At 39.1% G+C, this 12620-nt stretch carries 11 protein-coding genes and 1 pseudogene; 8 read left to right on the top strand and 4 right to left on the bottom strand.

Features of this window, described 5'->3' with window-relative positions:
• Positions 1–62 precede the first annotated feature (62 nt).
• From LAV82_RS01190 to LAV82_RS01175, 4 genes are all read left to right on the top strand, one after another.
• A complete protein-coding gene (locus tag LAV82_RS01190) occupies positions 63–560 on the top strand; it encodes a tetratricopeptide repeat protein (protein ID WP_231101771.1) in 498 nt (165 codons plus the stop codon).
• Positions 561–969: 409 nt separating this feature from the next.
• The gene (ggt, locus tag LAV82_RS01185; RefSeq protein ID WP_499715487.1) at positions 970–3048 is read left to right on the top strand and encodes a gamma-glutamyltransferase; all 2079 of its coding nucleotides are present in this window, start codon (positions 970–972) and stop codon (positions 3046–3048) included.
• Between the two features lie 513 nt (positions 3049–3561).
• Entirely contained in the window at positions 3562–4461 is a 900-nt protein-coding gene (rocF, locus tag LAV82_RS01180; protein ID WP_013058586.1) for an arginase, read from the top strand.
• Positions 4462–4692: 231 nt separating this feature from the next.
• Entirely contained in the window at positions 4693–6126 is a 1434-nt protein-coding gene (locus LAV82_RS01175) for an amino acid permease (RefSeq protein ID WP_043978423.1), read from the top strand.
• A gap of 49 nt (positions 6127–6175) precedes the next feature.
• Here the strand turns inward: LAV82_RS01175 and LAV82_RS01170 are convergent, their stop codons facing one another.
• Complete coding sequence (locus LAV82_RS01170) at positions 6176–7348, bottom strand: hypothetical protein (protein WP_499715485.1); 1173 nt, start codon at positions 7346–7348, stop codon at positions 6176–6178.
• A 167-nt stretch (positions 7349–7515) separates the two neighbouring features.
• Positions 7516–7749 carry a YczF family membrane protein gene (locus LAV82_RS01165; RefSeq protein ID WP_013058583.1) on the bottom strand — a complete coding sequence of 78 codons (234 nt, stop codon included), beginning with the start codon at positions 7747–7749 and terminating at the stop codon, positions 7516–7518.
• Positions 7750–8086: 337 nt separating this feature from the next.
• On the opposite strand from LAV82_RS01165, the gene LAV82_RS01160 reads away from it, so the two are divergent.
• Entirely contained in the window at positions 8087–8461 is a 375-nt protein-coding gene (locus LAV82_RS01160; protein ID WP_082611808.1) for a GerAB/ArcD/ProY family transporter, read from the top strand.
• Here the strand turns inward: LAV82_RS01160 and LAV82_RS01155 are convergent.
• Positions 8417–9826, bottom strand: coding sequence for a polysaccharide deacetylase family protein (locus LAV82_RS01155; protein WP_499715484.1), 1410 nt, complete (start codon positions 9824–9826; stop codon positions 8417–8419). The two genes, LAV82_RS01160 and LAV82_RS01155, sit on opposite strands and share 45 nt — an antisense overlap.
• 158 nt (positions 9827–9984) lie before the next feature.
• On the opposite strand from LAV82_RS01155, the gene sigV reads away from it, so the two are divergent.
• From sigV to LAV82_RS01140, 3 genes are all read left to right on the top strand, one after another.
• Complete coding sequence (gene sigV, locus LAV82_RS01150; RefSeq protein WP_063672511.1) at positions 9985–10485, top strand: RNA polymerase sigma factor SigV; 501 nt, start codon at positions 9985–9987, stop codon at positions 10483–10485.
• On the top strand, positions 10482–11345 hold the full coding sequence (gene rsiV, locus LAV82_RS01145; RefSeq protein WP_211077497.1) for an anti-sigma-V factor RsiV: 864 nt from the start codon (positions 10482–10484) through the stop codon (positions 11343–11345). The genes sigV and rsiV overlap by 4 nt, the downstream gene beginning before the upstream one ends.
• A 196-nt stretch (positions 11346–11541) precedes the next feature.
• Complete coding sequence (locus LAV82_RS01140; protein ID WP_211077498.1) at positions 11542–12072, top strand: HTH-type transcriptional regulator Hpr; 531 nt, start codon at positions 11542–11544, stop codon at positions 12070–12072.
• A 40-nt stretch (positions 12073–12112) separates the two neighbouring features.
• On the opposite strand, the pseudogene LAV82_RS01135 reads toward LAV82_RS01140, so the two are convergent.
• A pseudogene (locus LAV82_RS01135) lies at positions 12113–12571 on the bottom strand (methyl-accepting chemotaxis protein); the annotation flags it as partial.
• Positions 12572–12620: the final 49 nt, after the last annotated feature.

The following is a 12620-nucleotide window of genomic DNA, read 5'->3' as shown; positions in this document are numbered from 1 at the left end:
CACTTACTTTTTTCATTTGTGCAGAAATCCTTTATGATAAAGAGGAAAAGGAGGGCAAAGTGGTGGGAATACATGTAGAATACGTCATGAATCAGCTAGAAGAGGGTAAGTGGAAAGAGATCAAACGCGAAATTCAACAAGAAATGAAGAAAAAACCTCAAGCATCTGATTTGTACTGTTACTTAGCAGTTTGTTTAGCAAAGCAAATCGAAGAATCAATTATTTTTGAAAAAATGGTATTGAATTTAGAAATGGACCGAGCTCTTCATCAGGCATTAACATTAAATCCATCTTCAAGCTTGGCGCACTTCGTTCGAGGAATAAAATACCGGGAAACTCCGCTTATGTTTGGAGGGAATTACGAAAAATCGCTGTCTTATTTGCAGCGGGCGCAAGATCTTGGTTTTGAAGGGATTATGCTGCCGCTCGAACTCGCCAAAACCTATATTCAATTAAAAGAAATGGAAAAAGCGAAAGAACAAATCGCCTATGCCCGGGAAATCAATCCTACTCACGCGGATATTAAAAAAGTCGAAAACATGCTGCAAACAGGACGGTGAATCAAAAGTCCTGTTTTATTTTTGGTTTTCAGGAAACATATGCTGATTTTCATAAAGAATTGCTTTTTATATAACAATAAGAATATTTATAGAAATTTTAAGAAGTGCATGTAAGTCCAACGACTTCTTAACTGCTAGATTTTCTACATTATTAGAGCGTTCAGTCTACATAATTCCAAAAATAGTAAGAAACTATCAGCCTATGGATAAATTGTTAGAAAATATAGATAATTGTAGATGGATAGAGAGAAAAGTTAAATATGCGACTAACTAAAAAAGCAAAGGTCTGATTTACTTTGCTTTTTATTTATACACATATGTAAAAAATATCATAATAAACCAATTTATTCTTTGTGAAATCCATCGTTTTAGACGATGTAAAATAATGTATTTGAAGGAGGAGACCCAGATGAAGGTTATGAAGATGTTGGTTATTGCATTATTTAGTTTAAGTTTAGTTGTCACACCAGCTGCTGCTGAAGTTCCGGGTGTCGACCATTCAATGAAACGAGGTGCTACACAAGGAATTGTAGCGGCATCTCACCCGCTGGCTGCTGAAGCGGGAAGGAAAGTTTTAGCTGAAGGCGGAAACGCTGTGGATGCGGCAGCTGCCATTCAATTATCTCTAAACGTTGTGGAACCGATGATGTCAGGTATCGGCGGCGGCGGCTTTATGATGATTTATGAAAAAAAGAAAGATAAAATTACGATGCTAGACAGCCGTGAAATGGCACCAGCTGATGTCACGCCTAAGCTGTTTTTAGATTCAAAAGGAAAAGTCATCCCTTTCAGTAAGCGTCACATAACAGGAAAAGCAGTTGGAGTTCCTGGTACGCTAAAAGGAGTAGAAACAGCCCTTAAAGGTTATGGAACAATGGACTTATCAGATGTTATTAAACCAGCTATTACTCAAGCAGAACAAGGAATCAAAGTAAATTGGTCGATGGCTCAGTACATTGATGAAAATGTGGACAAGCTTGAAAGATACCAAACGGCCGGTAGTGTATTCGTGCCGAATGGCAAGCCGTTAAAAGAAGGAGATAAGCTTGTTCAGCCGGATCTTGCTAAAACATTAAAGCTTATTCAAAAAGAAGGATCAGACGCTCTTTATAAAGGAGAAATTGGAAAAGCGCTTGTTAAAGAAGTTCAAAAACGCGATGGAAGCATGACTATGGATGATTTGAAAAATTACGTTGTAAAAGAACGTGAGCCGGTCAAAACAACTTACCGAGGCTACGATGTGGTTAGTGCGGCTCCTCCTAGCTCCGGCGGATTAACCGTGCAGCAGATTTTAAAGCTAATGGAAGGTTATGATGTGGAAAAAATGGGTTCCAATACGCCTCAGTATTTGCAGCATTTAACGGAAGCTATGCACTTAGCTTTCGCGGACCGCGCGGCGTATATGGCAGATGAAGACTTTTACGAAGTGCCGAAAAAAGGACTGTTAGATGAAGATTATATTAAAGAACGTCGTAAATTAATTAATCCAAACAAAGCAACGCCTAATGTCAAAGAAGGAGACCCTTGGAAATATGAAGGAAAAGAAAATCCAAATAAAGCAACAGTAAAGGAAGAAAATCCAATCGGCCAAACGACTCATTTCTCTGTTGTAGACAAATGGGGAAACATGGTTTCTTACACGACTACCATTGAACAAGTTTTTGGTTCAGGAATTATGGTTCCTGACTACGGATTTATGCTCAACAATGAAATGACGGATTTTGATGCCACTCCGGGAGGCGTGAATCAGGTTGAGCCTAAAAAACGTCCTCGAAGCAGTATGTCTCCAACGATGCTGTTAAAAGACGGAAAGCCGTTCATGGCAATTGGTTCACCGGGAGGCCCAACCATTATTGCGTCTGTAGCAGAAACGATTATGAATGTTATTGACCATAAGATGCCGATTCAAAAAGCGATCTTAACACCTCGTATTTATTCAGGCGGCTATCCAACCGTAAGATGGGAACCTGGCTTTAGCCAAGATACAATTCTTGAAATGATGGCTAAAGGACATGCGCTTGAAGAAAAGCCTGAGCATATTGGAAACGTTCAAGCGGTTATCTATGACTATGAAACAGGGAAAATGTACGGAGGCGCTGATAATACGCGCCAAGGCACGGTATTAGGAGTAGACGCAATTAAATATGTATCCAAACAGCCAAAACCAATTAAAGAAGAGAAAAAAGGAGAGTTTACAGTTGAAGTCAACGGTGCCGTTTATCCATTTACTGATAAGCAAGTGAAGCTGATTGATGGAAAGCCTTACGTTCAGTCCGATCGCCTACTGTTAGGCTTAGGCGTCATTGATTCGAGTGATTTAAAGCTATATAAACCAAACCATCACTCTTATTTATCAGTTATCAAAGTAGCAAAATCCCTTGGCTACAAAGTGAAATGGGACGAAGAAAAGAAAGTGGTCTCATTAGAAAAAGATCCTGGTGAAGACGATGCCGGCGATGATGAAGACGGAGACGTTATTACAAATTAAAAAAGAGACTGGGACAAAAGTATTTTAGGTGAAAGAAAATCCGAACGATGAATTGAGATTCTTGATGGAGAATCCAACTCGTTTGGATTTTTTTATTGCTATGGTGACCATAGTTTTCGTCTATGTAGTTGCTTCTAGCTGTTGATTAGAGAGCAAGGCGAAGACTCCCGCGGAAAGCGAAGCCTTGCACTGAAATCAACAGTTGTTCATCTTTAGATTGAATGGATTTTGTTATGTCGCAATCTCTTTTTTATGAAAGCAAATAAAATTGGCGATTTTAAACGAAACGACAAAAAAGTTTGCACGTTTTGTCAAAAAAATGTAGAAATCGACAGTTTTTTTGGCGCATGTAAGAAAACCCGTGATAAAAAGACTGATAGAATGCTACAAACAAAGTTGGCATCATTTTTGCATAAGAAATAGATGAGGGGCTGTATCAATGAAAAAAATACATAGTTAAATAAACACCTATGTTTACTTCACACAAAATAAAATGCAACGGAGGTATAGAAAATGAAAAAAGACATTTCAATTATCGGTGTACCCATGGATTACGGACAAACAAGAAGGGGTGTAGACATGGGGCCGAGCGCGATTCGCTATGCAGGTATGAATACACGCTTAGAAGCTCTTGGCTATACCGTACACGATGAAGGGGATATTAAAGTAGAAATTAAAGAGCGGGCAGACGTAGATAAAAATACGAATTTGAAAAACTTAGCGGCTGTAGCCAGCGGAAATGAACAGCTTGCTGCAAGAGTTGAAGAAGTGAGAGAGCAAGACCGCTTTCCGTTAATATTAGGCGGAGACCACAGCATTGCGATTGGAACGCTTGCAGGAGTCGCGAAAGGTTCAGAAAATTTAGGCGTTATTTGGTATGATGCTCATGGTGATTTAAACACAGCTGAAACATCTCCATCAGGCAACATTCACGGCATGCCGTTAGCGGTGAGCTTGGGTATTGGACATCCTGTACTTTTAAATATTGGAGGGTATACCCCAAAAATTAAACCTGAAAATCTAGTTATTATCGGTGCACGCTCATTGGATGATGGTGAAAAAGAGTTAATTAAAGAAAAAGGAATTAAAGTGTATACCATGCATGAAATTGATCGTTTAGGTATGACGCAAGTGATGAAAGAAACGATTGATTATTTAAGCGGTACAGACGGCGTGCACCTGTCGCTGGACTTAGACGGCTTAGATCCGGATGATGCACCAGGCGTAGGTACACCTGTAAAAGGCGGCATCAGCTACCGAGAAAGTCATTTAGCAATGGAAATGCTAGCGGAAGCAGACATGGTGACATCTGCTGAATTTGTAGAAGTGAACCCCATTTTAGATCAGCATAACAAAACTGCAGAAGTAGCGGTTGCGTTAATGAGTTCATTGTTTGGCGATAAGCTTTTATAAGAAAGAGCTACTTACAGGTATCGTGTAGAAGAAAATCTATTATGATCCAATAAACGGTCATGCAGGGTTAATCGGCTGCCATCCTCGCTACGGGGCTGGCGCCATTTGAAAAACATCCGGCACTAATGGACTTCAGCCATGAAGAGCTACCCAGTAAGCGGCTATAAAAACAAAATAAACCTAAAAAAATGAAAGCGATTTCATTTTTATGCAGCAAAGGGAGGAAATGGGATGAATATTCCACAGGGACAGCCAGGAGAATTAAAAAGAACGATGAAAACAAGGCATCTTTTTATGATATCACTAGGAGGATGTATTGGTACCGGTTTTTTCCTTGGTTCAGGTTATACCATCAATGAAGCAGGTCCGATGGGAGCAATGATTTCCTACTTAGTAGGAGGGATCATTATGTATCTAACGATGCTGTGTCTTGGAGAATTATCCGTTGCTATGCCAGTTGCAGGATCGTTTCAAACATACTCCACTAAATTTATCGGCCCTGCAACCGGTTTTGCGATTGGATGGCTGTACTGGCTAGGATGGGCAGTAACGGTGGCACTTGAGTTCTTAGCTGCCGGACAATTAATGCAAAGATGGTTCCCAGACTCGCCCGTTTGGTTATGGTGCGCCATTTTTGGAGCGTTAATTTTTTCACTAAATGCACTTTCAGCTAAAGCATTTGGTGAAACAGAATTTTGGTTTTCAAGCGTTAAAATTTTCGCCATCATTATGTTTATTGTTGTAGGTGGAGCGGCAATGTTTGGACTCATTGATATGAAAAGCGGACAGGAAGCACCGCTTCTATCAAACTTCTTTGCCGAAGGGCTGTTTCCAAATGGCGTAACGGCTTTGCTGATTACAATGATTACGGTGAACTTTTCGTTTCAAGGAACAGAATTGATTGGAATTGCGGCAGGAGAAAGTGAAAATCCGGAAAAAACAATTCCAAAAGCGATCAAGCAAACGGTTTGGCGTACGCTTTTCTTTTTCGTCTTATCCGTGTTTGTCCTAGCAAGCATGATTCCTCGTGAAAAAGCAGGCGTCGTAGAAAGCCCGTTTGTTGTTGTGTTAGACAGTGTAGGTGTACCTTACGCGGCGGATATTATGAATTTTATCATTTTAACAGCTCTTCTTTCAGTCGCAAACTCTGGATTTTACGCGGCTACACGTATGCTTTATTCTCTTTCAAGAGAAGGAATGGCAAGTCCTGCGCTTGGAAAAGTTAACAAAAGAGGAGTTCCATTTAATGCACTATTAATTACGCTTGTGATTTCATGTTTTTCTCTGCTTTCAAGCGTAGTGGCAGCTAAAACCGTTTTTGTGTGGCTGATTTCACTCGCTGGACTCGGCGCTCAAATTGGCTGGATTGCGATTACAGCTTCACTGCTTGCGTTTCGTCGTGCTTACGTGGCTAAAGGTGGAAAAGTGGAAGATCTCAAATTTAGAACACCTCTTTATCCGGTTCTTCCTATCGTAGCGCTTATTACGAACTGTATCGTTATGATCAGTCTTGCGTTTGATCCCGAGCAGCGAATGGCGTTATACTGCGGAGGTATTTTCTTTATAGGCTGCTATGTTTATTATTATTTGAAAATTCGAAAACAAAATCAGTCAAAACAAGAGCAAGAAGTTCAGCTTGCGGAAAATAAACGAATGATTATTTAACATAAAAACCCGGAAAATCACGATTTTCCGGGTTTTTATGTACTCGTTTTTAGCTATCCAGTGTTGTCTCTTCATTTTTACGACGGCGAAGTCTCCATAGCGTGATAAGGGCAACCAGTGTAAGAACAATACCGCTGCCGAGCAGGATATGACTTACTGTTTTATCCTGCTTTTTTTGGCCTTGTTCAAAATATTTTTTATACATCGCCACGGCAGCTTTATTTTGCTGGTATTTTTTTGGAACGCTCATTTCTTTTCCAAACTTCCAGCCGTCTTTATAAGCTTTTTGCTGCAAAGGTTTCACGTCTTTATTCGAATAAAAGCCTGCTTTGTACCATTTTTCTAGTTCGGGCTTGTCCTGAAGATTTTTAGGCGCTCTATAGGTCTGATAAGTGAAAGCTGAGTCGTACCCCTGTGCTTTTACGTCTTTTTGTTTTTGTTTCTGTCCTTTTTCGTATCCTTGTTCAAAAGCTGTTTGCAATTCTCCTTCTGCTTCTGCAGGCACTTCAAGTGAAAGGCCGTGATAGCCTTGTACGTAGCCCTGCTTTTCAAACTGCTTTTTTTGCTGCTTCAGCACTTCGGCTTGAGCGGTTTCAAAGCCTTCTGTAAAAGCCTGACGTGTGACATCCTCATCATCATACATGCTCGGAACACTCATTGAATCATTTTCAAGACCTTGGTCATAGCCTTCTTTTTTTGCTTTAACAGATAAGTCCATTAAAGAAATAGCTTTTTTGTAGCCTTGAACATACCCTTTATTCCAGTCGGATGACTTAGAAGGGAAAGGGTCGATTTCTGATTGAATAGTAGCATGTTTGTAATCAAGGACGCCTTGCTGATAGCCTTCCTCTTCACCGGCAGCCATTTCATTTTCTTGTCCAGTCTTAAGTTCTTCCTCTTTTTGCTGCTGTCCTTTTTTATATCCTACCGTATACCCCATCATAAACCACGTGAATTCTTCAGAAGATTTGTCCAGTCCTGTTGTTTGATCAAACTGTTCAAATTTTTTCTCTGCGTATCCATCTTCTTCTCCAAGCGAATAGCCTTCTTGATAGAGAGAGTCAAAAATAGCTTTTACATCTTCAGTTGTATCCACGTCTGTTGACTGGTCCAAAACGTCGGAAGAGGAATCCGGGGAATCAGGAGTAGCATTAGAAGGGATGGGATCACTTGCAAGAATAAGTAAGCAAGCTGTACTAATAACGGCTAATTTTTTTTTCATCATTTCTTCACCTTTTAGTTCAAAGTCAATGTTTATTTTGTAGTTTAAGCGTACAGCTTTCTATGTAGAAAGGCGTGTAAAAGTTTTTCCAATTATGAAAATTATAACATTTAAATGAGAAGGAGAATAGGTGGTAAAAAGGAGAAATATGTGTTTTTTACGGAGTTTTATTTTTGTCGCTGTTTTGCTTTTTTCACTTTAAATGAACGATAAAACACTTCAGCTACAAAACAGAACAAAAGGAAAAAAAGGACAAATAGTTCAGCGAACTCCATAACACGAAACGGACTGTAGGCATTTTGCAAGGCCATGGAAAAACTAAATCCTTGCATCATATCCACTCCGATAGAAAATCCCATTAAGCATCCTAACAGCAAAGCTGATATCCAAACGATTTTCATACGTCTCACTCTCCATTTTTGTTTTTTTCTTAAAAACATTCTACCGCTAGTTTTTGTTATTTTTTTTGTCTTACGCTTTGATTGCTCTATTAAAAATTACATACAAAGCATTTATTTGGAAAAAGCTAAAAAAAAGAAAAGAAAGGTGTTTTTAATCGTGCCTTCTTTATTTAAAAATAAAAAAAGCAAAGACAATAAAAAGGAAACAGAAGGTTCGTCGTCAGAGGAACAAGCGACAGTCCTTTATTTGTAATGAATGTGATGCTGCTGCTGTTAATTATTTATACGGTGCACAAAGGACTTGAAGTAATAGCTAGAACGGCTAGACGTGTTTTTTATGATTGCATTAGTAATCGTAGGATTTGTTAAAATCAGCGTCTTTTTTTACGCTGTGATTGTTGGACTTTCCACACTGTTTAAGGTGAAACGACCTTCTGCGCTGACATATCCTGTGGGCACGGTGATTTTATTTTTTTCTTTGACAATTGCAAGTAATTTTCAAGAGCATTTAAAAGAAGGGCTAACGATTATGCCGGTGTTGCTTTTTATCCCTTTTCACGTAGTGATTCCGTTTACGCTGCTCTGTATAGCATTTATTAAACATCGCATAAAAAAACAAACGCGCTGCAGCCATCCTAATGGCTGCAGCGCGTTCGTCCGCTATCCGCTACTGCAAATGCAGCTGCTCTCGCTCTTTTTTTACTTGTTCTAGCTGTGAAATCGTAACAAGCTGATACCCTTGTGCATGAAGCTGCTTCATAATTTCAACCGCTGCTTCGGCACTTGTTTGGTAAATATCATGCATTAAAATAACTTTTCCGTCTCCGACTTGGCTCATAACTGCTTGAACGGAGTGAGGAACGTTTCTATATTTCCAGTCTTCGGGATCGATATCCCATAGAGTCACGCCAACATTTCCGATATAACGTCTTACATTTGCGTTGACGGCTCCATAAGGAGGGCGTACATGCAGTGGTTCATAGCCGCTCACTTGTTTAATGAGCGCTTGGGTATCGCCTATTTGGTGTTTGACCTGCGCTTCGTTCAAACGTGTGAGCTGAGGATGATCCCAAGAGTGATTTCCCACTTCGTTTCCTTCCTTGACCATACGTTCGATTGTTTCAGGATAATATTGAACGCGGCTTCCTAACACAAAAAAGGTAGCGTGCCCGTTCACTTCTTTTAATCCATCTAAAATCACATTGGTAGATGAAGGGTTAGGTCCATCATCAAAGGTCATCGCAACGACTTTTTTAGTTGGATCAATAGGCGCTCCTTGCTGCGGCATTTCGTTAACGATATGTTTTGGAGGCGTTTCTTTGACTTTATTTTTATTTGCTGCTTCGTCTTTGTAAGCATCGCTCAGCATGTCTTTAAATAAATCTTTTTGGATAGCGATTGTTTTGGTTTTCGTTTGTTCAGCACCTAGCTGATAAGGCTTAAAATAGATCACAATACTGTTTTCAAGCAGCGCAAACTGACTGAAATTTTGATTAGCTGCCCGAGTTCCTTTTTGAAGGTCCGGGTCAAAATCAGCTGTTTTCATTTGTTTTTTTAATTCAGCATATGAAATAGCCGAAAGGCGATCTAAATAGTTTGCATTTTCTTTAAATAAATTCTTTAACGTCATTTGTTTTTGAGCAGGCAGGTCAAAGGTAAAGGTTTTGAGAGAAGACGTTCCTTTCTCTCCATTTACAGATTCATATTCATCAAAGACAACGCTTAGCGTTTGCTTGCTGTAATGGACGATTTTATATGTAATCGTTAATTCAGATTTTTTCTTTTTTGACTGCTTCTTCAGCTTTTTTTCATAGTGTGCCACTTGATCTGTTACGTAAGCTTGAATGGATTGATCGATTTCTTTTTTACCAAAGGAAGGGTAGCTAATGGCATAGCCTCCGTCGGTAAGGTCCTTAACTAGCGTTTGAATTTCAACGTTTGGATAGGTTTGATCTGTTTGAGTACTTGCCGTTTTTTTCTCTGTACTGTTTGCTTTGACGATATACCCTGCTGTACCAAGAAACAAAATACAGCATCCAAGCAGTGTCAAAATACGTTTGTAGCCCATGGTTTTCATGTAGTAATATTCCCCTTTTTGTATATATCTACCTAATAGACGCATGAGACCATTATTTAGTTTTACTTTTTTTTAAAAAAACCAAACTATTTTTCTACTCATTCCGTCTACCTTATAGATGTACTTCAGCAAGAGAAAATAGAAGGGTATGAAAGACGATGAAAAAACATGATGCACATCAGGTGCTCGTAGCGTGCGTAACCGAGCATAAAGCGGATTTTTACCGGCTTGCTTTTAGCTATGTAAAAAATCAAGAAGATGCGCTTGATATTGTGCAAGAATCGATTAAAAAAGCACTCATTTCAATGGACAGTATCAAGGATATTCAATCGATTAAAAGCTGGCTTTATAAAATTGTTGTACGAACAGCAATCGATTTCCTGCGTAAGCATAAACGTCTAACGTTTATGGATGATGAAGCACTTGAGTACTTGAGCAGCGGACGTGAAGATCAGTATAAAGATATCGATTTAAAGCAAGCAATGGATCAACTGCCGGTTAAATATAAAACCATTATTATTCTGAGGTTTTTCGAAGATTTAAAAATGGACGAAATTGCGGAAATTATTGAGGAAAATGTAAACACGGTAAAGACAAGGCTATACAGAGGGTTGAACCTGTTGCGGATTACGATGACGGAGGAGGACTTAGAACAATGAACGAAAAAATAGAAAAGTTAAAGAAGCAGTATCATGACATTCCTATTCCAGACGAATTAGATGATGTTGTGGCACAGGCACTTTCTTCACATCACCGTAAAAAGAAATCCTATATTTGGCCGAGCGCGATTGCGGCAGCAGCGGTGATTTTTATCACAACGGTGAATGTGAGTCCAGATGCGGCAAATGCAATGGCAAAAATTCCTGTGCTTGGAAAAGTAGTAGAAGTGATCACATTTGATGAACTAAAGCAAGAAGAAAAGCATTCTCGTATTGACGTGAAAACACCATCGATTTCAGGCTTGGAAAACAAAGGTCTTCAAACAAGCTTGAATGAAAAGTATATAAAAGAAAATGAGCAGCTGTATGAACAGTTTAAAAAAGAGATGAAAACATTACAAAAAGGAGAGAAAGGAAACGTGGCTGTCAGCAGCGGCTATGATATTATGACGGATACCGATGATTTGCTTGTGGTTCATCGATATGTGGAAGAATCGAGAGCTTCAACGTCGAGCGTCAATCAGTACGACACGATTGATAAAAAACACGAAGTGCTCGTTACGCTTCCAAGTTTGTTCAAAGATAAAAGCTATATAAAGGTCATTAGTGAAAATATTAAACAGCAAATGAAAGATCAAATGAAGCATGAAGAGGGCAAAATCTACTGGCTGACTGAAGAAGATATGGATCCTTTTAAAGAGATTGCTGAGAATCAAAGCTTCTATATTACAAAAGATCACAAGCTTAGAATTGTATTTGATAAATATAAAGTCGCCCCAGGATATATGGGAAACATTGAGTTTGAAATTCCGACAGACGTTATTTCAAACCTTCTGGTTGGTAAACGGTATATTCATTAAAAAACAGGCGTGAACGCTGAACGTTCACGCCTGTTTTTTTACATAAAGAAACGTTAAAATTTATTTTTATGCAAAATAAGTTGAAATATATAAGCAATCATGTATAATATTTTGTATATATTTTCATTCTTTTTGTTTATAAAGTCTTAGGGGAAAATGATGTGAACGGTTGCATTTCTAGAGAGGAAGTGAAGAGGTGAAACGCACGTTAAATCAAGATACGATTAAAGATGCTATGCTGTTTAATCAGCTTGTGATGCAGGTAAGCAAAGCTCTTTGGAAGTCTACTGAAAAGGATTGGGAGCAGTGGGTTAAGCCGTACGATTTGAGCATTAATGAGCATCACATTTTGGGGATTGCATATCAGCTGGAAATTGCGTCGATGACCGACATTTCAAAACTAGGCGTCATGCATTTATCCACAGCTTTTAACTTTGCAAAAAAATTGCACCTGCGGGGCTACCTTACCCTTTCTAAAAATGAGAAAGATAAGCGGAATACATACGTACAGCTCACAGAAGAAGGAAAAAAGATGTTTTTAAAAACGCTAGAGGATTATAATCCTCTTGAAAATCCTTTGTTTCAAGGAGCGATGCCGCTGCGAGATGTTTACGGAGAGCTGCCTGACTTTGTTGAGCTGACGGCTCTGATTCGAAGCATATACGGAGAGGATTTTGTCCAGTTTATCGAACGTTCTTCTCAAGAGCCCTCTAGCTTGAAAAAATAAAAAAGCCTTCTTGTGCAAGCTGAGAAGGCTTTTTTGCATATCAACTTTTTTCAGTTAACCGTTCAAGTTCTTCTGAGGAATGGGCCATCTTCTCAATTCGGAGAGACAGCTGCTTCATTACGCCGGCTATTTTTTCAAGCTCTTTTTTTGTTAGAACGGTTTGCTGTTTGTTCTCGGTTGTTATGCTAAGAACATTTGTGAAAAAAGAAGTAATGTTGTTCATATTGTCAGCCGTATCTTTTGTTAATGTAGCGACTTCTCCACCTAACGCCGAGACGCTTTCGATTTGTTTTTGAATGTCTCCGATAAAAGTTGAAATATTGGAAATAGATTTCTTCGTTTCTTCTGCAAGCTTCCGTACTTCCTGTGCCACCACTGCAAACCCTTTTCCATGCTCGCCTGTCCGAGCAGACTCAATTGAAGCGTTTAATGCTAATAAATTTGTTTGCTCAGCAATAGAAGTAACAATCGAAACAATTTGATGAATTTGCTGTGATGTATGTTCGAGCGTTTTCATTTTGTTTTGAATGAGCGACGTATTTTTTTGT

The sequence above is a fragment of the Bacillus sp. ILBB4 genome (genome assembly GCF_035064545.1).
Lineage (GTDB): Bacteria > Bacillota > Bacilli > Bacillales > Bacillaceae_H > Priestia.
This window is presented reverse-complemented; position numbering and strand designations above follow the sequence as displayed.

Excerpts from the sequence above, each read along its gene's own strand:
- ggt (WP_499715487.1), top strand. The coding sequence starts at position 970 with ATGAAGGTTATGAAGATGTTGGTTATTGCATTATTTAGTTTAAGTTTA.
- rocF (WP_013058586.1), top strand. The coding sequence starts at position 3,562 with ATGAAAAAAGACATTTCAATTATCGGTGTACCCATGGATTACGGACAA.
- LAV82_RS01175 (WP_043978423.1), top strand. The coding sequence starts at position 4,693 with ATGAATATTCCACAGGGACAGCCAGGAGAATTAAAAAGAACGATGAAA.
- LAV82_RS01170 (WP_499715485.1), bottom strand. The coding sequence starts at position 7,348 with ATGAAAAAAAAATTAGCCGTTATTAGTACAGCTTGCTTACTTATTCTT.
- LAV82_RS01165 (WP_013058583.1), bottom strand. The coding sequence starts at position 7,749 with ATGAAAATCGTTTGGATATCAGCTTTGCTGTTAGGATGCTTAATGGGA.
- LAV82_RS01160 (WP_082611808.1), top strand. The coding sequence starts at position 8,087 with ATGATTGCATTAGTAATCGTAGGATTTGTTAAAATCAGCGTCTTTTTT.
- LAV82_RS01155 (WP_499715484.1), bottom strand. The coding sequence starts at position 9,826 with ATGAAAACCATGGGCTACAAACGTATTTTGACACTGCTTGGATGCTGT.
- sigV (WP_063672511.1), top strand. The coding sequence starts at position 9,985 with ATGAAAAAACATGATGCACATCAGGTGCTCGTAGCGTGCGTAACCGAG.
- rsiV (WP_211077497.1), top strand. The coding sequence starts at position 10,482 with ATGAACGAAAAAATAGAAAAGTTAAAGAAGCAGTATCATGACATTCCT.